This is a genomic window from Nocardia niwae NBRC 108934 = DSM 45340 (assembly GCF_001613465.1).
GTDB lineage: Bacteria > Actinomycetota > Actinomycetes > Mycobacteriales > Mycobacteriaceae > Nocardia > Nocardia niwae.
The window spans coordinates 49,117-72,849 of sequence record NZ_BDCK01000030.1 but is presented as its reverse complement, the minus strand read 5'-3'; the positions used below and the strand labels follow the sequence as shown (position 1 = coordinate 72,849).

Here is a 23,733-nt window from a genome sequence, read left to right as displayed (position 1 = left end):
GACGGCACGTCAGCCGCGCAGCAGGGCGCGCAGCTCGGTACCGAGGTCGGCCAGACGGTCCGGATCCACGGTGGTGCGGCGCTCGATCAGCCGCCGTGCCGCGCGTACGGCGGTCGAGTCGTTCACGGCGACAGCGGCGACGACGCGGTCGCCGGCCAGGCCGAAGGCCGAGAAGGGCGCGGCGTCGATCGTGCCGCGCAGCACGGTACGGTCGGCGTCGGCGAGGTGGCCGATGGCTTCGACATGCAGACCGTGGCGGTCGGTCCAGAACCAGGGGGCCGGGTCGGCCGGTGGAGTGGCGCCGAGCAGGGTGGCGGCGGCGACCATACCATCGTGGCGGGCGGCGTCCCAGTGTTCGGTGCGCGCGCGCACGACGCCGTCGTGGCGGATCCGGGCCGGGTCACCGACCGCGAGCACCGCCGGATTGGAGGTGGTCCTGGTCGGGTCTACCACGATGCCGCGATCGACCTTGAGTCCGGCGGCCTCGGCCAGCGCGATGTCCGGGCGCATGCCGACACCGAGCACGACGGCGTCGAAGTGCTCGCCACCGTCGCCGCCGGGCAACTCGACCGCCACCGAGTGCCCGATGTCGCGAGCGGAGCCGATGGCGGCGGTGACGGTGCGCACCCCGCGGAGGGCATGCCTGCCGTGCAGCCATTCCGCGATCTCGGGGCCGAGCGCCGCGGCGAGCGGCGGGGACACCGGGTCGGCGATCACCACATCACATCCGAGATCGACAGCGGTGGAGGCGATCTCCGCGCCGATCAGCCCCGCGCCCACCACCAGCAGGCGTGCGCCGGGTGCCAACGCGGCGCGCAGTACCTCGGCGTCCTCGATGGTGCGCAGCACATGAATCCGCGGCCCGTCGAGGCCAGGAATGGCCGGGCGGGCTGCCTGTCCGCCGGTGGCCAGGACCACGCGGTCGGCAGTGAGCTCGGTGCCGTCGGAGAGCTCGACCCGCCCGGTGGCGGTGCGGAGCGCGACGGCGCGACGGCCGGTGATCAGCCGGATCTTGTTGTCGTCGTACCACTGTGGCGCCTGCAGCGCGAGATCGGCGTGGTTCTTGGTGCCGAGCAGAAATTCCTTGGACAGCGGCGGCCGGTCGTAGGGCAGGTCCCCGGCCTCGACCAGGATGAGATCCCCGGTGAAGCCGCCCGAGCGCAGCGCGGCGGCGGTGCTCACCCCGGCGATGCCGCCGCCCACCACGATGATCGAGCCGATCACGGCGCCAGCCCCGGGAAAAGGAAGACCTCGCCGTCGCGGACTTCGACCCGGTGCGGGCAGACCCCTTCGGTGGCCGGCATGGAGTCCACCTCGCCGCTCTCGAGGCGGAACTTGCTCGAGTGCAGCGGGCATTCGACGTAGCCGTCCTCCACCCACCCCTCGGCCAGCGAGGCGACCTCGTGGGTGCAGGTGTCGTCGAGGGCGTAGACGCTGCCGTCGTCGTCGCGCAGCAGCGCGATGTTGTCGGCGGTGCCGGTGATCGACTTGTCGATCGCGATACCCTCCCCGACCGGGATGTCGGCGAGTGCCGCCACTCGAATTTCTCTGTCGCTCAACGCTGCTCCTCGTGCCAGGCGGGGGTGTTCATCAGGTCGCGCCAGCGGCGATAGAACGAGCGCCCGGCGGCGTCGCTGTAGAGCTCGCTGGTCGTACCGGGGTGGCGGCCGTCCTCGCGCTCGGAGCCGAGCCCCATCTGGTAGTTCAGCGGCACCCGGTTGGTGATGAAGCCGTGTGAGATGGCCTGCACCTCGCTCCAGTTCTCGCCGTCGTCCTGCTCGAAGATGCCGCTGGGACCGAAGGTGCGCAGGTTGTAGAGTCGCTGCGCCTCCCGCACTTCCGGCGGCATCGACTTGTCGACCACGGTCCAAGACCACACCTCCATCCGGTCCGGGCCCTTCGGGTGCCAGACCCGGATGGTGCCGATCACGGGCAGGTAGGAGAAGTTCGGGAAGACGGTGGCGTGGCCGTCGGTGAGCGGGCCCTCCACCCGGGCGTCGCCGAGGCGCTCGCGCAGCGCGGCGTAGTCGGTCCACTCGTGAACGGTCTGGGCGTTGAACCGGTTGCGCGGGTGCACCGGGAACCCGGCGCCGTGACCGTTGGGGTCCAGGTACTGTCGTCCGGTGCGATGCACGATCTCGGTCTTGGGCTTCTTGTCCTTGGAGAGCACCATGAGCGCCGAGGCGTGGCTCATGTTGACGTGGTACCAGTCGGTGGCGAACTGCTCGGCGGCCAGTTTCCAGTTGCCTTCCAGCTCCCACTTGTGCACCCCGCCGACGACGACCGTGCCCGCGGGGTCGCGGTCGATCATGGCGTCCAGGTACCAGGCCATATCACCGAGGTACTCGGTGAGCGGCACGGGTTCAGGGTTCCAGGTGCCGAAGACCAGGCCGTGGTAGGTCTGCACGTTCGGCACCTCGACCAGACCCCAGTCGGCGGTGTCGAAGTCGGCGGGGTAGCCGTCCTGGTTCGGGATGGAGACCAGCTTGCCGTCCAGGTCATAGGCCCAGCCGTGATAGGTGCAGGTGAAGTTGCGGGTGGCGCCCATGTCCGCGCGGCACACGCGCGCACCGCGGTGCCGGCAGGAGTTGAGGTACGCCCGAATCCGCTTGTTCCGGTCCAGGGTGACGATCACCGGGTCCTCACCCATATAGGTGGTAAAGAAGTCGCCCGGCTTGTGGAATTGGTCGGTGTGCGCCAGGAACAGCCAGCTCGGGGCGAACACCCGGCGCAGCTCCTGCTGATACAGCTGAGTGTCGGTGAAGATCGCCCGGTCCAGGAGGCCGCCCTCGGCATCGATGAGTCCCGAGACGTCGATGTCGCGAGTGAGCGCGGCCGGCCGGCGCAGCGACCCGCACGGGGCGGCCGTCGCGCTCTCCGACCGCGGCGGTTCGATGGTGGAGGTCATGACATTCAGGCAACCGGGCCGTGCCGCTGAGCTCCACCGATCGTTCCGCACGACGGCACGGACGCTGGAACGGCCGGTGCGGCGGGGCGAAGGTGAGGCCATGCTTGCTGCACGAGCCCTGCGCCAGAGCGCGACCGACCCGCTGTCGGGTCTGGAGCTGCACGACATCCCGATACCCACTCCGGAAACGGGGTGGTGTCTGGTGCGCGTGGTCGCTTCCTCGTTGAACATGCACGACGTCTGGGCCCTGCGCGGAGTTGGACACCCACCCGAGCGGCTGCCCATCACCCTGGGCTGCGACGCGGCCGGTTACGACGCCGAGGGCAACCCGGTGATCGTGCACCCGGTGATCGCCGACCCGGATGCCGGCGGCGGCGACGAGACCCTCGACCCGGGCCGGGCGCTGATGTCCGAGCACCACGACGGCACCTTCGCCGAGTACCTGGTGGTGCCCACCCGCAACCTGGTGCCCAAGCCGGACTGGCTCTCCTTCGACGAGGCCGCCTGCCTGCCCGTCGCCTGGACCACCGCCTACCGGATGTTGTTCACCAAGGCCGGGATTCGCCCCGGCGACCGGGTGCTGGTGCAGGGCGCAGGCGGCGGCGTCACCTCAGCGGCCATCAAGCTCGCCGCCGCCGCGGGCGCGGTCGTCTACGCCACCAGCCGCAGCGCCTCCAAGCGCGAGGAGGCGCTGGCCTGGGGCGCGCACGCCGCATTGCCGACCGGTGAGCGGCTGCCCGAGAAGGTCGACGTGGTCATCGAGACGGTCGGTGAGGCGACCTGGCAGCACTCGCTCAAGGCACTCCGCCCCGGCGGCGCGATCGTGGTCGCCGGCGCGACCACCGGCGCCAACCCCGGTGCCGACCTGAACCGCATCTTCTACCTGCAGCAGCGGGTGCTCGGCTCCACCGGCTGCACCCGCGCCGAGCTGGTCGCGATGCTGCGCATGCTCGAAGCGACCGGGGTCCGGCCCGCCATCGACCGGGTGCTGCCCCTGACCGATATCCACAAGGGCTTGCAGCTCATGATCGACGGCGACATCACCGGCAAGCTCGTCATCCACGCACCCCACTCCACCTCGAGGACTGACTCGTGACTTCCGTTGCCGCCGTTGGACTCTCGCACTCCCCACTAATCGGGCGCAACGACCCCGAGCCGGAGGTGCTGGCCCGGGTGGACGCCGCCGTGGCGCAGGCCCGCGCCTTCATCACCGACTTCGATCCGGAGCTGGTCGTGCTCTACGCCCCGGACCACTACAACGGCTTCTTCTACAAGGAGATGCCGCCGTTCTGCCTGGCCACCGCCGCGCGCGCCGTGGGCGACTTCGATTCCTCGGCCGGTGATCTGTCTGTCGACACTGCGGCTGCGAGCGCGCTGGCGCAGGGCGTGCTGGATCGGGGCGTCGACCTGACGATCTCGGCGCGGATGACCGTGGACCACGGTTTCGCCCAGCCGCTCGAGCAGCTGTTCGGCGGGATCGACCGGGTGCCGGTGGTTCCGGTGTTCGTCAACGGCGTCGCCACTCCGCTCGGGCCCATGAACCGGATCCGGGCGCTCGGCACCGCGATCGGTCAGGCCGCCGCCGATCTGGATAAGCGGGTGCTGCACCTGGCCTCCGGCGGACTCTCGCACGACCCGCCGGTTCCGGTGCTCGCCGGTGCCCCGCCGCGCGTGGCGGACGCGCTGATCGAAGGACACCCGCCGACCCCGCAGCAGCGCGCTCGCGGCGAGGAGCGGGTGGTGCAGGCCGGGCGCGACTACGTGGTCGGCACCAGTCGGATGCTGCCGATCAACAGCGACTGGGACAACCAGCTGCTCGATCTGCTCGAAACCCGTGACCTCGCCGCGTTCGACGACTGGAACGTGGAATGGATGGGGAAGCAGGGCGGTGGCTCCGCGCACGAGGTCCGCACCTGGGTGGCTGCCTTCTCCGCCCTGGCCGCCGGCGGCGACTACGCGGTGCAGAGCCGGTTCTACGAGGCGATCCCCGCCTGGATCGCAGGCTACTCCGTGGTGACGGCGGTGCGGAAATGAGCGCCGGAACAGCAGCCGCGAACACCGAGACCGTCTCCCGCGTCGCGGACCTGCTCGATTCCGCCTACCGCACCGGCGCCCGATCGCCCTCGTCCGCGAGCTCATCGGCGCCGACGACCTCGACCTCGCCTCCGCCGTGCAGGCCGAGCAGATCCGGCACCGGGAATCGGCCGGCCCGGTGATCGTGGGCAGCGCACCCTCTCGCGGGCCTCGACACTGTCGGTGACAACCATGCCGACTTCGATGTGGTGTTCGCTGATATCTATGTCATCGTGCAGCCGACATACACGGCAACTTCGGCCACGACTCCACGTTCAACCGCTTGTCGAACGCCGGACTACCAACTCCGGAACGAAAACCACACGCTGATGACGATGGTGCTGTCGTGCTCCCGCGTCTTCCAGCAACAGCCTCGCCGCAGCCCGCCCCAACTCTTCGCGCGGCTGCCGCACCGATGAAAGCGGCACCGCCGCGGCCGCGGCGAAATCGATATCGTCGTAGCCGATTACCGCCATATCCGCCGGGACCGACAGCCCACGGGCGGTCAACGCCTGCAATGCGCCCAAGGCCAGCAAATCGTTGGCGCACAACAGGGCCGTCGGCCGCGGATCGGCCTTCAGAAGGGCGTCGGTCGCCGTACGTCCGGCCTCGACGGTCAATGCCGCCGTCGACACCACGTCCAGCCTGGCACCGGCCGCCTCGGCCGCCTCTCGGGCACCGCGGTGACGATCCGCCACCTGCTCGATGCTCAGTGGGCCGCCGACAAAGGCCAGATGACGGTGCCCTGATTCGACGAGGTGGCGTGCGGCCAGTTCACCTCCAAGCACGTCGTCGACCGCTACCGAGCAGCGGTCGTGGCGGCGACTGCTGCGGTCCACAAGCACGGCGGGGATATCTTGCGCTGCCAGTATTTTCAAGGCGTCCTCGCCGTCGCCGTCCACCGGCGTGATCAGCACTCCCCGCATGCGCTGCTGCGCGATCTGCTCGAGGTGGCGCTGTTCGCGGTGCTGATCGTTGCCACTGTTGCACAACACCAGCATCGCGCCGGCTTCTTCGGCTTCGGCTTCGGCGCCGCGAGCCACATCGGTGAAAAACGGATTGGCCATATCCAGCACCACCATCGCCAGAGTCCGACTGCTGCCTTCGCGCAATTGCCGCGCCGAGTCGTTACGGATGTAACCGGTTTCGGCGATAGCCTTCTCCACGCGGCGGCGCGTCGCGAGCGATACCTGCTCCGGCCGGTTGAGCACGTTGCTCACCGTGCCGAGTGACACGCCGGCGCGCTCGGCCACGTCCCGAATGCTCACCACCAATGCAGACCCTTCCGCTGTTCACCCGAGCGTACTGCGCACGCCCTCGATCGACTTCGACATCTTGACGACGGTCGCAGTGAATCGTAGTGTCGATCACATTATGAAACGTTTCAATGAGCTGATGGCGGTACGCCAGTGACACCCGATGCAGTCCGCGCGGCGTTGCGGGCGCTGCGGATAGAGTTGCCGTCGTGGGCCTTCGGCAATTCTGGGACCCGGTTCAAGGTTTTCGCTCAGGCGGGTGTTCCCCGCGACCCGTTCGAGAAGATTGCCGATGCAGCACAAGTCCACCGCTACACCGGCGCCGCGCCGGAAGTTTCGCTGCACATTCCGTGGGATGCCACCGACGACTACAAGGAGCTGGCGGACTTCGCCATCGACCATGGCGTCTCCATCGGTGTCATCAATTCCAACACCTTCCAGGACGACGACTACCGGCTCGGCAGTGTCTGCCACCCCGACTCGCGCGTGCGCCGCAAGGCGATCGACCACCTACTGTCCTGCGTGGACGTCATGGACGCGACCGGCTCCAGCCGGCTGAAACTGTGGTTCGCCGACGGCCTGAACTATCCCGGCCAGGACGATCTGCGCGCCCGCCAGGAACGGCTCGCCGAGGCCCTGTCCGCGGTCTACGACCGTTTGAGCTCAGAGCAGCGAATGCTGTTGGAGTACAAACTTTTCGAACCCGCGTTCTATGCCACCGACGTGCCGGACTGGGGCACCGCGCTCCTGCACTGCCTGAGACTGGGCGAGCGAGCCGCAGTGGTTGTCGATACCGGTCATCATGCACCGCACACGAACATCGAGTTCATCGTCGCGCTCTTGCTGCGCGAGGGCAGGCTCGGCGCGTTCGATCTGAACTCCCGCTTCTATGCCGACGATGATCTGATGGCCGGCGCCGCCGATCCTTTCCAGTTGTTCCGGATCATGAACGAGATCGTCGCGGCCGACGCCATCGGCGGCGAGGTCCGGTTCATGCTCGACCAGTGCCACAATATCGAGCCCAAGGTCGCGGCCGTGATCCGTTCGGTGATGAATGTGCAGGAAGCCACCGCGAAGGCGCTGCTCGTCGATCGGGCGGCCCTGCACACCGCCCAGCGGGCCGGCGACGTGCTCGGCGCGCAGGCGGTACTGATGGACGCCTTCGACACCGATGTTCGGCCGCTCCTGGCCGAGTTGCGAGCCGACATGGGACTGGATCCCGATCCGATGGCCGCCTTCGCCCGATCGGGCTACGCCGAATCGGTCATCGCACAACGCGTCGGCGGCATCGCCGCAGGCTGGGGAGCATGACATGACCGATTCACCCGTGCGCGACCTGCTTGACCGCAGCAACCGACTCGGCAGCGATCCGCGCAACACTAATTACGCCGGGGGGAATGCCTCCGCCAAGGGTCACGCCCACGATCCAGTCACCGGCGCCCCGGCGCCGCTGATGTGGGTCAAGGGATCAGGCGGCGATCTCGGCACCCTTACCGAATCCGGACTGGCGGTGCTGCGGGTGGATCGGCTGCGGGCACTGGCCGACAGCTTCCCCGGTGTCGAGCGCGAGGACGAGATGGTCGCCGCGCTGGACTACTGCCTGCACGGGCGCGGCGGGGCCACCCCGAGTATCGACACCGCCATGCACGGCTTGGTCGATGCTGCTCACGTCGACCACCTGCATCCGGATTCCGGCATCGCGCTGGCCACCGCCGCCGACGGCGAGGTCCTGACTCACACGTGCTTCGGCGACCGGGTGGTCTGGGTGCCCTGGAGACGACCCGGCTTTCAGCTCGGACTCGACATCGCCGCTATCCGGCGCGACAACCCGCAAGCGATCGGCTGCGTCCTCGGCGGCCACGGGATCACCGCCTGGGGCGACACCTCCTCCGAATGCGAGCGCCACTCGCTCGAAATCATCCGTACTGCAGAGAAATTCATCGAGAGTCACGGATGCGCGGAACCATTCGGCCCCGTTGTCGCCGCGTACGCCCCACTGCCGCAGCAGCAGCGCCGCGGCCGCGCCGCCGCGCTCGCACCGGTGATCCGCGGCTTAGCGAGCACCGATGCCCCGCAGATCGGCCACTTCGACGATGACGAACTCGTCCTCGACTTCCTCTGCCGCACCGAACACTCCCGGCTCGCCGCACTCGGTACCTCCTGCCCGGACCACTTCCTGCGCACCAAAATCCGGCCGCTGGTGCTCGATACCGCCGCTGATGCGCCGTTGCCGGACATCATCGCCCGGTTGCGCGCACTGCACGCCGAGTACCGCACCGAATACACCGCCTACTACGAACGCCACGCCACTGCGGATTCCCCGCCGATGCGCGGGGCCGACCCCGCCATCGTGCTGGTACCCGGGGTGGGGATGTTCAGCTTCGGCCGCAACAAGCAGACCGCCCGAGTCGCGGGTGAGTTCTATCGCAACGCCATCAACGTTATGCGCGGCGCGGAAGCGATTTCGCGGTATACACCGATCGACGAGGCGGAGAAGTTCCGTATCGAATACTGGGCACTCGAGGAAGCCAAGTTGGCCCGAATGCCGGAACCGGCACCGCTGGCCACTCGGATCGCGCTGGTCACCGGCGGCGGCTCCGGTATCGGACGCGCGGTGGCCCACCGACTCGCCGCCGAAGGCGCGTGCGTGGCGGTCGCCGACCGCGACGGTGACGCCGCGGCACTCGTGGCGGAAGAACTCGGCGGCACCGATGTCGCTGTTCCGGTAACCGTCGATGTCACCGACCCGCAGGCCGTTGCCGCGGCCATCACGGCAACGGTACTGGCATTCGGCGGCATCGACCTTGTGGTCAACAACGCGGGTTTGTCGATTTCCAAGCCACTGCTCGAGACGAGCGAATCCGATTGGGACATCCAGCATTCGGTGATGGCCCGCGGCTCGTTCCTGGTGTCGCGGGAGGCCGCGCGGGCGATGATCGACCAGAACCTCGGCGGCGACATCGTTTACATCGTCAGCAAGAATGGTGTCTTCGCCGGGCCGAATAACCTCGCCTATGGTGCGGCCAAGGCCGATCAGGCCCACCAGGTGCGGTTGCTCGCCGCCGAACTCGGCGAGCACGGCATCCGGGTCAACGGCGTCAACCCCGATGGGGTCGTGCGTGGTTCGGGAATCTTCGCCGGAGGCTGGGGCGCGCAACGCGCCGCCGTCTACGGCGTCGAGGAGCAGGACCTGGGCGCCTTCTACGCCCAGCGCACCCTGCTCAAGCGCGAAGTGCTGCCCGACCACGTGGCCGCGGCGGTGTTCGCACTCACTGGCGGCGAACTCGCGCACACCACCGGACTACACATTCCCGTCGACAGCGGCGTCGCCGCCGCCTTCCTGCGATGAACCGCGCTCCTCTGCCCCAACCGCCTTGCACCGGAGTTCACTGCCATGACCGATAACGCCTTCGCCGCCATCGACCTCGGTGCCACCAGCGGACGGGTCGTACGGGGCGTCGTCGAGCCCGACCGCATCGAGGTTCGCGAAGTGCACCGGTTCGCCAACACCCCGATCCAGCTGCCGGACGGACTGCACTGGAACATTGGCGAACTGTTCACCGAGCTCTGTACCGGTCTGGCCGCGGCCGGGCCGGTGCGTTCAGCGGGCATCGATTCGTGGGCGGTCGATTACGGTCTGCTCGACGCTGAAGGCGCGCTGCTCGGATTGCCCTACCACTACCGAGACCGTCGCACAGCACTCCTTCCGGCGTCCCCGATCGAAACATCAGAATTGTTCCGCCGAACCGGGATCGCCGATTTGCCGTTCAATACCATCCATCAGCTGCGAGCCGAGCCCGAGCACCGGCTGGCTGCAGCACGGCGGCTGCTGCTGATTCCCGATCTGCTCGGCTTCTGGCTGACCGGCCGAACGGGCACCGAGCGAACCAACGCCTCCACTACCGGTCTCTACCACGTGTCCGAGCGCGACTGGGATCGGACGCTGATCTCCCGGCTCGATCTTCCGCAACGCATCTTCGCGCCGATCAGCTCGGCCGGTACCGTCATCGGCCGCCTCCGGCAACCGGCCCGCGGCGTCGTCGGCGGCCACGACCTCACCGTCGTCCGCGTCGCCTCCCACGACACGGCCAGCGCTGTCGCGGCCGTACCGGCCACCGGCCCCGCCTTTGCCTATATCTCCTGTGGCACTTGGTCTCTGGTGGGTGTGGAGCGCCCCACGCCGTTGCTGTCCGTCGCGGCCCGCGACACCGGATTCACCAACGAAACAGGCGTCTGCGGCATCCGCTATCTGCGCAATGTGATGGGGTTGTGGTTGCTTGAGGAATGTCTTCGAGAGTGGCCCGGACTCGATATCTCCACCCTTATCGCACGAGCAGCCGAACTGCCCGCCCTGACCAGCGTTATCGACGTCGACGATCCCGATTACAGGGCACCGTCCGGGGCCGGAGAGGCATCGATGCCCGCCCGCATCGCCGCCCGCTGCGACGGTCCCGCGCCGGTCTCGCCCGCCGAGTTCGCGCGCTGCATCTTCGACAGCCTGGCGCTCGGCCACGCGCGAGCCGTCGCCGATGCCGTGCGCACCAGCGGGCGCGGGGTGGAGATCATTCATCTGGTCGGCGGCGGCGCCCGCAACGAACTGCTGTGCCGACTCACGGCCGAGGCATGCGGGCTGCCCGTCGCAGCCGGCCCCGTCGAGGCAACTGCGCTGGGCAATCTGCTCGGTCAGGCCATAACCGCCGACATCATCGGCAGCTGGTCGCAAGCCCGCGCACTGGTCGCGGCCACCCATCCACCGCAACGATACGAACCCACTGGCGACCCCGCTTGGCACCGAGCCACCGACCGAGTGGCGGCCCTCGCGGAGAAACGAGCCGCATGAAGATCGCTCTGTTCGTCACCTGTCTCGTCGACGCAGTATTCCCGCAGGTGGGTTTGGCCACGGTGACGTTACTCGAACGACTCGGGCACGAGGTCGTTGTCCCCGATCGGCAGACCTGCTGCGGTCAGATGCACATCAACACCGGATATCTCGGCGCCGCGACGGATTTGGTGCGCAACCACACCAAAGCATTCGGCCGATTCGACGCGGTCGTCGCACCGTCCGCCTCGTGCGTGAGCTCGGTCCGGCACCAGCACGCGATGGTGGCCCGCCGCGCGGGCGACGACCGCCTGGCGACCCGGGCCACAGAGATCGGGTCACGTACCTGGGAACTATCGCAGTTCATCACCGACGTGCTCGGACTCGACGAGGTCGGCGCCCACTATCCGCACCGGGTCACCTATCACCCGACCTGTCACTCGCTGCGCATGCTGCGAGTCGACGACCGTCCACTTCGCTTGTTACGCAACGTTTCCGGCATTGATCTGGTCGAGCTCCCCGCCGCCGAGGAATGCTGCGGATTCGGAGGAACCTTCGCGATGAAGAACCCCGACGTCTCCACCGCCATGCTCACCGACAAGATGCGCCACATCCTCGACACCGGCGCCCATACCTGCACCGCGACCGATTCCTCCTGCTTGATGCACATCAGCGGCGGACTGTCCCGGCTGCGCGCTGGCAGTAGAACCGTGCATCTGGCCGAGATACTGGCGGCCACCGCATGAACCAGGTATTCCTCGGCGTACCCACCCCACCAGGCCCTTCGCCACTACACGCGCCGATTCCGTTCCCCGAGGCGGCCCGCACTGCGGTCACCGACGCCCAGATGCGGCGGAATCTGCTCGCGGCGACCGCGACCATCCGCGACAAGCGGGCGCGCGTGGTCGCCGAACTCCCGGACTGGCAGCAACTGCGCACGGCCGCCCGCGACATCAAGCGCTACACCATGGCCCACCTGGCGGATCTGCTCGAGCAGTTCGAACAGCAGGTCATCACCCACGGCGGCACGGTGCACTGGGCCGCAGACGCCGCCGAGGCCAACCGCATCATCGGCGATCTGGTCGCAACGACCGGCTCCACCGAGGTCGTGAAGGTCAAGTCGATGCTCACCCAGGAGATCGGCCTCAACGAAGCGCTCGCCGCCCGGCAGATCACCGCCCACGAGACCGACCTGGCCGAACTCATCGTGCAGCTCGCCGACGACCGGCCCTCCCATATCGTCGTGCCGGCAATCCATCGCAATCGCAGCGAAATTCGCGACATCTTCGCCGCCGCGATGCCCGGTTTCGACCCCTCCGTCGGCGACGACCCACGCGCGCTCGCCGCCGCCGCGCGCAGCTACTTGCGACAAAAGATGTTGACCGCCGAGGTTGCCATCTCCGGAGCCAACTTCGCCGTCGCCGAAACCGGCACCCTGGCCGTGGTCGAATCCGAGGGCAACGGCCGCATGTGCCTGACCCTTCCGAAGACTTTGATCACCGTCGTGGGAATTGAAAAGCTGGTGCCGACCACACAGGACCTTGAAGTCTTCCTACAGCTACTGCCGAGATCGGCCACCGGCGAGCGGATGAACCCCTACACCTCGCTGTGGACCGGGGTCCATCCCGGCGACGGCCCGCAGAATTTTCACGTCGTCCTGGTCGACAACGGTCGCGTGCGCACCCTCGCCGACGAACACGGCCGCGAGGTACTGCACTGCATCCGCTGCGCGGCCTGCCTCAACGTGTGCCCGGTCTACGAACGCACCGGCGGCCACGCCTACGGGTCGGTCTACCCCGGTCCGATCGGGGCGGTGCTCACCCCGCAGCTCACCGGTGTCGCCGACAATCCGTCACTGCCGTTCGCCTCCACCCTGTGCGGCGCCTGTTACGACGTATGCCCCGTCGCCATCGACATCCCGTCGGCGCTGGTCCATCTACGCGCCGAAGCCACTGTCGCACAAGCAGTCAGCAGCACCCAGTCGGCAGTTATGGCCACCACCGCATGGGTGATGCGCTCACCGCGACGGTTCGCCGCTGCCACCCGAACACTTAGGATCGCCCGATTGCTCGGCCGCCGCCACGACACCATCGGCGCGCTGCCACCCCCACTGTCGGCGTGGACAAACACCCGCGACCTGCCCCGGCCACCGCTGCGAACCTTCCGAGAATGGTGGCAGAACCGATGACCTCCCGCGAGCACATTTTGCGCCGCATCCGTACCGCCACCGGTGACGGCTCGAACGCGGCGATCGAACGCCACTACTGTCGCGGCAGCATCGACACCGGCGCACTCCACACACTGTTCGCCGAACGTCTCAGCGACTACGGCGCCGAAGTTCTCACCGCCACAGCCGATTCCACACCCGGTCTGCTGCGTGAGCTCATCGATGGCGGGCCATGCCTCGTCCCAGCCGGCTTCCCTGCCGCTTGGACACCTCCTGAGGCCGTACTCGATGATCCGCCGTTGCCGACGACGGCGCTCGATAGGGTCCCGACGGTTCTCACGCTCTGCGCCGCGGCCTGCGCGCAGACCGGCACCATCGCCATGGACGGCGGCCCAGGACAGGGCCGCCGAGCGCTGACATTGGTGCCGGACCACCACATCTGCGTCGTTCGCAACGAGGATCTCGTCGGCGGCGTGCCGGAACTGCTCGAGCGCCTGTCGCCGGGGCGTCCTGTCACACTGATCAGTGGCCCCTCGGCGACGAGCGATATCGAACTGCGGCGGGTTTCGGGAGTGCACGGTCCACGGTCGCTGACCGTTGTACTACTGACCACCCTGGCGTTGCGAACGAACTGAACAAGAAGGTGACCTCGATGTCCACTCGGCAACCGCGACAAGCCCACCGTCATTCGATCTCCGCCGCCGACAGCGGTGAACAGAGCTTCGGCGACGAGTTCGACTGGTCCCCGATCATCGCCTACCTGGTGTCCTGTGCGACAAGCTGGTCCCAGGCGGCGGGACCGTCGCCGGATGAACGTGCTCAGATCGCGGCGATGGTTACCCGGGCGGTCAGACGCGTGCAGGTGGACACCTCTGCCCCACTGCTGCCGGCCGATACCCTGGCTCATGTCCTCACCCGTGCGGTCGATGCGGTGTCGCGCACCCGCGTCACACGGGCGACGCCGGCATTCGACGACCGCGCCCGGCTGGCGGCGGCGCTGCTCACCGGCCAGTCCATCGCCGGCTGGGCACGCGCGTGCGGAATAACCGTCGCCAACTCTTACCTGGTCATAGCACTCGCCATTCCAAGGCCGACATCGCGCAACGGGTCCGCGGAACGGAATCTGATGCTGATACACGACCTGCTCGCCGTACCCGCCAAAGCCGATGTGCTGTCTCAGCTGTCAGTCACCGGCGGGACCGTCCTCATGCCCGCAACCACCGCCGGAACTCGGGCCGCCGACACGCTGCGCGCCGAGATATCCGATAAGACCGGGCTTGAACTCACGGCTGCGGTGGTAACCGCGGCGCCAGCACAGCTGCCGGTCGCTTCGCGCGATGCGCATCATCTGCTGGATATGGCGGTAGCTCTGGGGCGGATCGGACGACTCCACTGCTTCGGCGATCTGGCGCTCGAGTACCAGCTGTGCAGACCCGGTCCCGGCCACGAACAACTCCTCGCGATCATCGAGCCGCTGCGCGCCTACCCCGTTCTGATGGAAACCCTGCGCCACTATGCCGGCGACGGGCTCAATCGGCGAAAACTTGCCCGCGTGATGGGCGTGCACGCCAATACCGTCGATTATCGCCTGGACCGTGTCACCAGGATCACCGGGCATAATCCCCGCACACCTGCCGGCCTGTCGCTTCTACGCGCCGCTCTTTTGATCGATGCTATTCATAGCAATGAGAACCGCAACGATTTCCACGCCTGCGCCGGATCCTGATACCCGATTTCAGCGCCGATCACCATAGGTTCGTCGACAGTCCCAACCGCGCGAATCGCGCTGGGAGAAATACGTCGGCATCCTCGAACAATCGGCACCGTACCTGGAGACTTCGCCCTGGCGCATAAGGTCGCCCGTGATCCCAGTGCCGCAACTGCATTGTCACCGTACCGGGCCGATCCGCGAGCCCTCGCTCGACGGCGTGCAAACGAGTGGTGCGTGAGCGAGCTCAGACCTTTCCGAGTGGCACTGTGATCAGCGATCCGATGGCGAATTCGAGCTCGCCGACAAGGTCTCTGCTTCGATCCCACGTCCAGAGCTGCTGCAGACCGACAGTGGCCGCGAGCACGACTCGGGCGGCCTGTGTGACCGTGATGTGCGGCGCGAGCATTCCGTCAGCCTGGATCTCACGAAAAGCCCGCTCGAGAAGGACCGCGGCACGCGCATACCCGTCGACGAAATACTGATGGGCTGGATGCGTAGTGATAATCGCTTCCGCCGCCAGCGTCACCTCGAGGTCGATCATGGCCGGCCTGTCGATGTTGCGCCGCGTCGCCGCCACCCATTCCCGCAGTACAGCAACGCCTCGGGGACGCGACGCCGCACCCGTCTCCAGCGCGCTCTCGTCACGGAGGCGCAGTACTGCGGCCAGCAGCGCCACCTTCGTCGGGAAATGGTGCCGCATCCCCGCGTGCGTCATGCCGACGCGCTCGGCGATATCCCGCAGCGAGCCATCACGAAATCCGGACTCGGAAAACACCTGCATCGCCGCTTCTACGATCCCCTCGCGGCAGCGCGCCGACTTCGCGTATGCGCCTCGGGAACCGCGCGCGAGCGACCTCAGTCATGGTTCCACCGTAGTTGAACACTCGGACAGTACGGAGCCGGTGCCCGTCAGCGAAACTTCCCGAGGTCACGGTACAGCCGAGACCACCCGGCCATCACGCTCAGCGGGTTATTCGAGCAGACTCATCGGCGAGAATGGTGGGATGGCAGCCACCGATCAGCCCCTTGATACCGGCGCACCCGCACTCGGCACCAAGAGAGGACGTCGGGGCGAGTACGCGAAGTCGGCCGCTCGTCGGCGTGCAATCATCGCCGCTGCCGTCGAGATATTCTCCGAATCCGGATTCCGGGACGGCTCGCTGCGGGACGTCGCAGAGCGTGCCGGGATAACGCACGCCGGCATACGCCACCACTTCCCCACGAAAGTCGACCTGCTCCAAGCGGTGCTCCACAGTCGTGAGGAACAATCCCTGACCGAACACAGTCGCACGCAGATCGACGGGATCGACGCGGTCAACGCATGGATCGAGGCAGTGGCCGAGAACGTCGCAAACCCGACCCTGGTCGAACTCGAGTTCGTACTCGCCGGTGAGGCCGCCTCACCCGACCACCCCGCACACGGCTATTTCGTGAGAATGTACTCAAAGAGCGAGGGCCTTCTCTGCCGCGCCTTCGCCATCATGCAGGACCGGAATCAACTGCGGAACGGTATCGATCCAGCGCTCGCCGCTCGGTCGCTACTTGCCGTTACCCAAGGAGTACAAACTGTGTGGCTGCGCGACCGGCGTATCGACATTGCCGACACGCTGCGGGCACAGCTCACCGTGCTGTGCACCCCAGACTCTGCGCCATAGCGATTCAGTGCGACGGAAGTAGCGCACCCGACTGCGACCCGCCGCGAACAAGTGGCCTCGGGCGTTACCGCCGACGTCGTTCAACAACTGGCGAATGGCATCACGTACGCGAAGCTCCGCCTCGCCCATACGGCCCAGCGATGTTAATCTAAAACCGCTCAGTTGGGCTGTTTTGGATTGCGGGTCTCCTGCCTGCGGCACCTCGGCCGCGCGACAACTTGTCGTCTACGGATCATTCAGCCCTGCACGCCCAGGCGTCGCGCGGACCTGGACAGCCGATCCGGATACCGCCGAGTCCGTCTCCCGACTGTTCGTCCCCTCGCTCAGACGAAAGGAAACGTATGCGAAGCCGCAACTCACCTCCGTCCACAGCCGAACCCGGACCACAGACGAGAACCGGCCGCCGCACATTCCTGAAGGTAGGCGCCGGCGCTTTACTCGCTGCGAGCGTCGGCTCGGCCGCATTCGACCCCGCCGCCAGTGCTGCCGCACCGCTCGGAGGGACCCAAGCGGCCGAACCGGCAGAATTCCGCAACGCTCTGTCGGTCTCGCCTTTCACCGAGAAGGTGCTGTCGCAGACCACGCTCACCGACGGGACAGTCTCTGCCCGGAATCCCCTGGAGTTGCAACGCCTGTTCAACCGACACGGCGCCAACGAGGTATACGCGCGGATCGCGACCAGGCGGATTGTCTCCGACGGCGACGGAGCCTCCGGTTTCGAGCTCGGTCTCCAACGCGCCGCACTCGCGGCCGAGCTGGGGATGGCGTTCAACCCGGAGCTTATGCTCAGCGGCATCTACGGCGACACCTTCACCTATCAGGTACCGCCCGACTTCACGGACTATCCCGACATAGCGAGGCAGCAGCCCGGCCCGTGGACGTCGCTCACGCTCGACCAGATGATCCCGTTGATCCGCGAGTACGCCGCGGCGATTGCCCGGCAAATCGCCCGGACAGGCGCGCAGGTCAACTACTGGGATCTCGGTAACGAAGTCGACCATGGTATCGCAGGTGTCACACCCCAGCCGATCACCTCCTCCGGGGGTGCGCCGCCGTACTCACCACCGGATGCCGTCGACCCCGAGATCGGCAAGATGAGTACACTCCAGCTCAGCACCATGTCGGAGGCGGACCAGATCGAGTGGTGCCGAAATCACCTCTGGCCCTACACAGCTCGTTTGCTCGCCGCCGCCCAGGACGGGATTCGAAGCGTTGTGCCGACAGCCCGGTTCAGCACCCACACCGCGCTTCCCCCGTCGGCCGACTTCGCTGTGGCCTATTGGGCATGTATGCGCGACAACGGCTATCTACCCGATGTAATCGGAACGTCCTACTACCCGAACATCTTCTTCTCGGCTCCGATGGACATGAGCACCTTCCAGGCGGCTTTCGCCGAGGTGAGCAAGACGTTCGACCGCAAAATCTTCATCGCCGAGTTCGCCGTCGCCTATGCACCCACAGTCACCTTCCCCACTCCGTCCCTTTCGTACCTCGAGACCGAGGCGGATCAGAACCGCTTCACGTCCGATCTCGTCCGTTGGGGCGTCGAAACCAATGTCCTGCAAGGAATCCGGTGGTGGGCTCCGGACTACGTGACCAACCCGCAGTGGGCACCAGCGTCGTTGTTTCGACCAGCGCAAAATGGCGTCAGCATCGCGACTCCTGCGATCGACGCAATTCGGTCGGTGACGGGAGGCCAATAGCCCTATCGGGCCGCCATTAGCTCGCGGCGGCATGTTCACCACGAGGGCGGCTGCATGACGCGGCCGCCCTCGCAGGGCCCGCGTGTCCCGGACACGAGTGCACAGGTTCAGAAGTGGTGGCACCCAGATCCAGATCCAGGTCCTGGATCGGTCGCAGCCGGTCTTGCCGATGATGCCGGGCATGCTCGAACGCCGCATCCACGACTATGCCCGGCACGGCACCAGCAGGCTGTTCGCCGCATTCAACATCGCCGACGGCACCGTGATCGGCGAACTGCACCGCCGCGCCACCGAGTTCCGCGAGTTCCTGACCAGCATCGACAAGGCCGTGCCCGTCCAACTCGATGTACACGTGGCGTGCGACGACTACGCCACCCACAAGACACCTCTGGTCCAGCAATGGCTCGCCGGCCGTCCGCGTTCCACGTGCACTTCACCCCGACCGACTCGTCGTGGCTCAACCAGGTCTAACGCTGGTTCCCCCTCCTGACACCCAGCAACTACTACGCCGCAGCGTCCACAAAAGCTCGTGGCACTGAAGAAGACGTCCGCAACTGGGTCGACCAGTGGAACACCAACCCACGCCCGTTCGTCTGGCGCAAAACCGCCGACGAAATCCTCGACTCCCTTGCGCGATATCTGCAACGGATTTCGGGCGCGGAACACGAGAGGCGTGCGATCAACCCGACACCCGGTACCGAGGCAACCCTTCCGGACGAGGCACTAGCATGTTCCGCAGCACTGCCATCCGCATGGAAGCACCAGCGCTTTGGGTTCTATGGATGGGTACTGACCGCGGGGTCGCGACAGTCACCCACATGCGCACAACTTACGCCGCTTGGTCACCTCGATACCTCCGCGTCCTTAAAGGGCTTGTCACCCGAGTTTCGGGATTTGCCACATTTACTCCAGAAGCCGCAGCTCCCACCGAAGACGCATCAGCGATATCGTCCCGCAACTTCTAGCCGATGGATGCGGACAAGTCCGGGAGAATGCGAAAGATCTGATCCTGCCAGGTATTCCAGGCGTGAATGCCGAAGGCGGGGAAGTCATATGCGATGTTGGTTGCGCGCAAAGTGGTCATACGGACTTGAAAAGCACGAGTATTGACCAGAGCGAGCGCTTCCAGCGCCATGCCGTTGAGAGTATTTAAACTGGGTTTGTCGGTGGCGGTGGGGCGCGCGCTGGCCGCGGACACCCAGACCCGGGTGTTGTTTTCGATCAGCCGGGGCGCAAACACGAACGGGTCCATGCGCAGCCACTTGGGATCCCAGGGCGCGGCCATGGAATCGACGTTATAGCCGCCGGCGTCGATCATGGCGACCCGGATGGCCTCGCGCATGCCCGGCGCGGAGATGTTGAGGTAGCCGGAAAAGGAACCGGCAAAGCTGAACTGGTCGGGGTGATAAGCGGCCAGGGTCAGTGCGGCGCTGCCGCCCATCGAGAGGCCGAACACACCGTTGCGGTTCGGGTTGAATCCGAGCCGGTCTCGCAGCGCAAAGCGCAGCTCATGGGTCAGGAAGGTCTCCCACCGATAGGGATAGGACTTACCGGGGCCGGCTGAAAAGATCTGCAAGCCACCAGATCCCGAGGACGAGCCACTGGAAGACCCCGAGGTTGAGCCGGAGCCGGCCTGAATCCCAAGGAAGCTGGACGAGGCGTTCCAGTCGGCGTAGAAGCTGGATTGGCCACCGACAGGCATGACCACGTTGATGTTCCACCGCGTCAGTTCCCGGGCAGCCTCGGTTTCGATTTCCCAACCATTGAGATCTTCGCGTGCTCGCATGCCATCGAGGGCATATACGACGCGATCCGTGTTACCGTCGGCGGCTCGAAACACGCGCGACTTGATCGGACCCATACTGGAGTCCACCCAGAAATCGAAGCCGTCGGCATTGAACGCCGCGAAGGAGCGCGGGGCGCCGGCGACCGCAACGCCCGCCACAACGGCGAGTGACAGCAGCGAAGCCAGCAATTCGCGGGCTGCTCTGCGACGGCGGGTTCGGCGCCGCCGAAGTCGGGTTTCGGTGTTCCGAGACTGCATCATGAACCTTTCCGGAAAAAGATGGACTGCAAGCCCTTATAAACAGAGAGCGACTCGCTCCTCTGCATAAACGAGGACGACGATTTCCTCTGCGGTGCAGCACTACACGTTCATAACTGTCGGCGGATCGACCAGTTCCGTTACCCCCATGTGATATAGACCTCGGCCGCAGAGATGGTGCAATTAGTCTATCTTCCGACGATTTCGTGAATCGGTCTTCCGATCGAAGGCACGACGGATCCGCTTGGCCGGTAGACTGATTCCATCTGCGCGTCCAGTCCTTCGGGCGCGCTCTGCGCGAGCAACGCAAGACGGTACCTTCGACGGCCCGCAATATCGTTTTGTGATTCGGGGTCAGGCGCGTGCGGCCCAATCAATCCATGGCGACCATTTATAGGAGGCAGAGCCGAGCGCCCGGCACCTCACCACTCGTATTCGGCGGACCGGGCACCCGCCCGCGCCCCGCCTCGAGCACGACGCCGGTGAGATGGACCAGTCAGGCTCGTTGACGGAGCTGATGACGGAGCGCGACGGATATCCGGACGCTATCGCTCATACCTGCCGGCGACGAACGCAGTGGCGACGACGAGGTAGGTTCGCGGCCGCATACGCGCGGGTCGACCGTTCGCTCGATCCGCTCACATGTTTCGAAGTTATTGTTCGCTGAACTCGATCTCCCAGCGGCTCCCATCGCAACGCAGGACCAGGGCGGGCGGGTCGGTCAGTTCCGGTGCTGCCCATCATGATTGGTTCAAAAGCTCATATTCGAGCGGCCCCACTCGCGGGTCCCAACCTCGGGTCCGGACCCCGACCTCAGCGGCAGTGCCGTCGGCGCGGTGGCGAATCCCTGCGGTGTCGACCATCCACACGGCTATGACATTGTCGGCCGCATAGGCGCTCGGGATGTACGCACGCGCGGCATGCACGGCAACCTTGTCGGTGGTGAGCCATTCGATTTCCGGACGAGGCGCAATCGCGTGCAGCACTCCTACGACCCCCGACACGAGCTGGTGCGCATCTTCGGCAGCGAGAGTATCGCCATCGTCATCGTGGACCAGCCCTTACGGGCCGAATCGATCTCCATGAGGGCCACCCATACTGAAACGTTTCAATTTAGTCTGACTCAAGAGTACAGCTTCAGCAATTAAATAGTCAACACGTCCGGACATTCCCGGCTTGTCTATCAGCAATGCACAAGCGTCGCCCGACTTCTTCCGATACGCGCGAAAAATCAGTTGCCGCCCTGCCGGATCTCGCCGACAAGGCCGCTTCCCGAGCAGGCAGCCGCCGGCCGAGTAGTCGCATATTTGTCGACCGCAAGTCGAAATTGAATTGCCAACATCGGCGATCGGAGTATTCGGCATCGAATGCAACCGAGACCCCAATCCGATCCGGCGTCGGTTATATCCCAGCTTGTCACACGGATGTTTCAACGGCAGCGCGGATCGTCGCCGCACACAATCCGGGATCGTCGATCATCGGAACGTGCCCGACATCGCGAAGGGCGACGTACCGACCGCCGGGTATTCGGCTCCGAGCCGTGGATCCGTGAATTCCGGGAGGAAATATACGGTCCTCATCAGCCCAGGCCAAGGTTATGGGACAAGGCAAGTCATGCAGTGGTGCAACGCTTTCAGCGGTATTGAGCAGATCGTCAGCGGCGTCACACTCGATCATGTCCTGCACGATGGCGACTGCTTGCATTCGGGAGAGCCGGTCGCCGTGCTGGGCAACCTCACGCGTCGCAAAACGTCGCATCCACGCGGCGCCGAAAAGCAGAGGCACGATCGGCTCGGCACGACGTGCAACGCGCATCGCATGTCGGATTTTTCCGGTTGGAACGGCCTTGTCCTGGGTACCGTCCGTCCAGAACCCGGCCGGGGAGAATGCGCAGACCGAGCGGGCACGTCCTCGTCGGGCGAGCTCGATCGCGACCCAGCCACCCAGCGAGTTGCCCGCGATGTGGATCGATTGCAAGCCCTTCCCGTCCAGGAGCCGCTCAGCGTGGTCGACAAGTTTCGAGATGCTGACAGGGCCGTCCCTCCGCGGACCGCCCCGATGCCCGGGAGCTGTTGGGATGATGAGATCGAATTCTGTCATCAATCCCGCGACACCGCACCACACATTCGCCGACATCGTCACCCCGTGCAGAAGCAGCAACGGTTCCTTGGCCGTCATCGACTCACCGGACCGGCATCGATAGACGGCGGCGGGCCCGAGATCACGGACTCATCGTCTGTGCCGACGAACTCGAAGCTGGTGATCGTTGCGGATTCACTGACCACGTGAATCGGATATGTCGGACCTTCTTCGCGGTAGCGCGCCATCAACTCGAGGTGTTCGTTCTGGAATAGTACGGTGCGTTCGGGATGCTCATGAACCCACCGAGGGAAGAAGATCACCCCATGCAGTCGCCGCCGGTCGGGCACGACATCGACCACCACGCTGGTGCCGGTCGGTTCAGTCCACGAAATCTTGAAATGCCCGCGGACCACCTCGGCGATATCTACCCGCTGATCTTTGACCCAGCGCCCACCGACCATGCCCGAGTGTATGCGGTAGTCGATTACTTGCCCGCTCTTCACATACATCTCATACTCCCAGCCATTGGCGTAGGTGTAGCGGTAGCGGTGACCGACCAGCATGCACGGGCGGCCGTCCCCTGTCCGACATGCGCCGGATTCATCGAGTTCCATCACCATCTCCGCTCCCTGATCCAGATACTTTTGTGACAAATGTATCTGGTGGGAGTATCCCTCGCAACAGGCAGAATATTTGGTATGAACGCCCGCCCAACCCGCCCGCAGCCCAGCACCGAGATGTCGTTCGAAACGCAGCTCAGTGCCATACTCGGACCGCTTCGTCGTGCGGTACTGCGCCGCACCCGCGCCGCAGAAGGGCTGCCCGATCTCCCGGAGGCGCAGGTCGAACTGCTCCGGCTGCTGGTCAGTACTGCCGGCACACCGCCAGGCCATGCCGCCGAAGCGCTCGAAGTTGCCCAATCCACGATCAGCAATCTCGTCCGAACCATGGCCGCCGCCGGCCTGGTCGAGCGCCACACGCGTACCGACGACCGTCGGGCCGTCTTCTTGGTCGCCTCGCCGCGGGCTCATGACCTTCTCGCTCGTTACGACCGGGCCAGCTCAGCGATCTTGCACGCGGCACTGAACGAACTCAGCGCCGAGGATCAGCACTCGGTGCGCCAGGCGTTGCCCGCCCTTCAACGACTGCTGACAACGCTTGCTGTGCTCGACCCCCATCAACCATTCGACGGGTGACCGCAGTACCCGACGCAGTAGCCCTGCAGACCCACTCGGCGGCCGCGTTGAGACGCTGTGCGCCAACGTCTCACCGCTGATCCGGCTCGGCGCTTGGCGGCCGATGCCGGATGTCGCCG

22 protein-coding genes are annotated in these 23,733 nt (G+C 66.0%); 13 read left to right on the top strand and 9 right to left on the bottom strand.

Features of this window, described 5'->3' with window-relative positions; translation table 11 throughout:
* Positions 1-9 precede the first annotated feature (9 nt).
* The 3 genes from NNI01S_RS21240 to NNI01S_RS21230 are packed head-to-tail and all read right to left on the bottom strand — an operon-like array spanning position 10 to position 2,725.
* On the bottom strand, positions 10-1,224 hold the full coding sequence (locus NNI01S_RS21240) for an NAD(P)/FAD-dependent oxidoreductase (protein ID WP_245676313.1): 1,215 nt from the start codon (positions 1,222-1,224) through the stop codon (positions 10-12).
* Entirely contained in the window at positions 1,221-1,559 is a 339-nt protein-coding gene (locus tag NNI01S_RS21235; RefSeq protein ID WP_063021883.1) for a non-heme iron oxygenase ferredoxin subunit, read from the bottom strand. Before NNI01S_RS21235 ends, NNI01S_RS21240 begins: the two co-directional genes overlap by 4 nt.
* Complete coding sequence (locus NNI01S_RS21230; protein WP_218019235.1) at positions 1,556-2,725, bottom strand: aromatic ring-hydroxylating dioxygenase subunit alpha; 1,170 nt, start codon at positions 2,723-2,725, stop codon at positions 1,556-1,558. The genes NNI01S_RS21235 and NNI01S_RS21230 overlap by 4 nt, the downstream gene beginning before the upstream one ends.
* A gap of 283 nt (positions 2,726-3,008) precedes the next feature.
* Here NNI01S_RS21230 and NNI01S_RS21225 point away from each other — a divergent pair, with 283 nt between their 5' ends.
* Both NNI01S_RS21225 and NNI01S_RS21220 read left to right on the top strand, forming a co-directional pair.
* Entirely contained in the window at positions 3,009-4,004 is a 996-nt protein-coding gene (locus NNI01S_RS21225; protein WP_063021995.1) for a zinc-binding dehydrogenase, read from the top strand.
* Positions 4,001-4,942, top strand: a complete 942-nt coding sequence (locus NNI01S_RS21220; protein ID WP_063021881.1) for a 3-carboxyethylcatechol 2,3-dioxygenase — start codon at positions 4,001-4,003, stop codon at positions 4,940-4,942. Before NNI01S_RS21225 ends, NNI01S_RS21220 begins: the two co-directional genes overlap by 4 nt.
* Before the next feature lie 314 nt (positions 4,943-5,256).
* Here the strand turns inward: NNI01S_RS21220 and NNI01S_RS21215 are convergent, their stop codons facing one another.
* The gene (locus NNI01S_RS21215) at positions 5,257-6,255 is read right to left on the bottom strand and encodes a LacI family DNA-binding transcriptional regulator (RefSeq protein ID WP_174554454.1); all 999 of its coding nucleotides are present in this window, start codon (positions 6,253-6,255) and stop codon (positions 5,257-5,259) included.
* 135 nt (positions 6,256-6,390) lie between these two features.
* Between NNI01S_RS21215 and rhaI the strand changes: the two genes are divergently transcribed.
* Genes rhaI through NNI01S_RS21180 form a run of 7 tightly spaced genes read left to right on the top strand, consistent with a single transcriptional unit; the run spans position 6,391 to position 14,949 of the window.
* Entirely contained in the window at positions 6,391-7,548 is a 1,158-nt protein-coding gene (rhaI, locus tag NNI01S_RS21210) for an L-rhamnose isomerase (RefSeq protein ID WP_063021880.1), read from the top strand.
* 1 nt (position 7,549) lies between these two features.
* Positions 7,550-9,586 carry a bifunctional rhamnulose-1-phosphate aldolase/short-chain dehydrogenase gene (locus NNI01S_RS21205; RefSeq protein WP_063021879.1) on the top strand — a complete coding sequence of 679 codons (2,037 nt, stop codon included), beginning with the start codon at positions 7,550-7,552 and terminating at the stop codon, positions 9,584-9,586.
* Between the two features lie 45 nt (positions 9,587-9,631).
* The gene (locus NNI01S_RS21200; RefSeq protein WP_063021878.1) at positions 9,632-11,077 is read left to right on the top strand and encodes a rhamnulokinase; all 1,446 of its coding nucleotides are present in this window, start codon (positions 9,632-9,634) and stop codon (positions 11,075-11,077) included.
* Positions 11,074-11,802, top strand: a complete 729-nt coding sequence (locus NNI01S_RS21195; RefSeq protein WP_063021877.1) for a (Fe-S)-binding protein — start codon at positions 11,074-11,076, stop codon at positions 11,800-11,802. Before NNI01S_RS21200 ends, NNI01S_RS21195 begins: the two co-directional genes overlap by 4 nt.
* Positions 11,799-13,244, top strand: coding sequence for a lactate utilization protein B (locus tag NNI01S_RS21190; RefSeq protein WP_063021876.1), 1,446 nt, complete (start codon positions 11,799-11,801; stop codon positions 13,242-13,244). Before NNI01S_RS21195 ends, NNI01S_RS21190 begins: the two co-directional genes overlap by 4 nt.
* Positions 13,226-13,858 (top strand): LutC/YkgG family protein, encoded by a 633-nt coding sequence (locus NNI01S_RS21185; protein ID WP_245676312.1) that lies wholly within the window; start codon positions 13,226-13,228, stop codon positions 13,856-13,858. The genes NNI01S_RS21190 and NNI01S_RS21185 overlap by 19 nt, the downstream gene beginning before the upstream one ends.
* Before the next feature lie 17 nt (positions 13,859-13,875).
* On the top strand, positions 13,876-14,949 hold the full coding sequence (locus NNI01S_RS21180) for a PucR family transcriptional regulator (RefSeq protein WP_063021874.1): 1,074 nt from the start codon (positions 13,876-13,878) through the stop codon (positions 14,947-14,949).
* 229 nt (positions 14,950-15,178) lie between these two features.
* On the opposite strand, the gene NNI01S_RS21175 is transcribed toward NNI01S_RS21180, so the two are convergent.
* On the bottom strand, positions 15,179-15,730 hold the full coding sequence (locus NNI01S_RS21175; RefSeq protein ID WP_281180672.1) for a TetR family transcriptional regulator: 552 nt from the start codon (positions 15,728-15,730) through the stop codon (positions 15,179-15,181).
* Between the two features lie 208 nt (positions 15,731-15,938).
* Here NNI01S_RS21175 and NNI01S_RS21170 point away from each other — a divergent pair, with 208 nt between their 5' ends.
* From NNI01S_RS21170 to NNI01S_RS21160, 3 genes are all read left to right on the top strand, one after another.
* Positions 15,939-16,589, top strand: coding sequence for a TetR/AcrR family transcriptional regulator (locus tag NNI01S_RS21170; RefSeq protein WP_063021872.1), 651 nt, complete (start codon positions 15,939-15,941; stop codon positions 16,587-16,589).
* A 341-nt stretch (positions 16,590-16,930) separates the two neighbouring features.
* Positions 16,931-18,292 (top strand): glycosyl hydrolase 53 family protein, encoded by a 1,362-nt coding sequence (locus tag NNI01S_RS21165; protein WP_063021871.1) that lies wholly within the window; start codon positions 16,931-16,933, stop codon positions 18,290-18,292.
* A 181-nt stretch (positions 18,293-18,473) separates the two neighbouring features.
* Positions 18,474-18,782 carry a hypothetical protein gene (locus NNI01S_RS21160; RefSeq protein ID WP_174554453.1) on the top strand — a complete coding sequence of 103 codons (309 nt, stop codon included), beginning with the start codon at positions 18,474-18,476 and terminating at the stop codon, positions 18,780-18,782.
* Between the two features lie 471 nt (positions 18,783-19,253).
* Here NNI01S_RS21160 and NNI01S_RS21155 read toward each other — a convergent pair whose 3' ends face one another.
* From NNI01S_RS21155 to NNI01S_RS21140, 4 genes are all read right to left on the bottom strand, one after another.
* Positions 19,254-20,336 carry an alpha/beta hydrolase gene (locus NNI01S_RS21155; protein WP_063021993.1) on the bottom strand — a complete coding sequence of 361 codons (1,083 nt, stop codon included), beginning with the start codon at positions 20,334-20,336 and terminating at the stop codon, positions 19,254-19,256.
* A 740-nt stretch (positions 20,337-21,076) separates the two neighbouring features.
* A complete protein-coding gene (locus NNI01S_RS21150) occupies positions 21,077-21,322 on the bottom strand; it encodes a hypothetical protein (RefSeq protein ID WP_063021869.1) in 246 nt (81 codons plus the stop codon).
* 430 nt (positions 21,323-21,752) lie between these two features.
* Complete coding sequence (locus NNI01S_RS21145) at positions 21,753-22,514, bottom strand: alpha/beta fold hydrolase (RefSeq protein ID WP_063021868.1); 762 nt, start codon at positions 22,512-22,514, stop codon at positions 21,753-21,755.
* Positions 22,511-23,038 carry a phenolic acid decarboxylase gene (locus NNI01S_RS21140; protein WP_084489106.1) on the bottom strand — a complete coding sequence of 176 codons (528 nt, stop codon included), beginning with the start codon at positions 23,036-23,038 and terminating at the stop codon, positions 22,511-22,513. The genes NNI01S_RS21145 and NNI01S_RS21140 overlap by 4 nt, the downstream gene beginning before the upstream one ends.
* 78 nt (positions 23,039-23,116) lie before the next feature.
* Between NNI01S_RS21140 and NNI01S_RS21135 the strand changes: the two genes are divergently transcribed.
* Positions 23,117-23,614: a MarR family winged helix-turn-helix transcriptional regulator gene (locus tag NNI01S_RS21135; RefSeq protein WP_218019231.1), complete on the top strand. Its 498-nt coding sequence runs from the start codon at positions 23,117-23,119 to the stop codon at positions 23,612-23,614.
* Positions 23,615-23,733 lie beyond the last annotated feature (119 nt).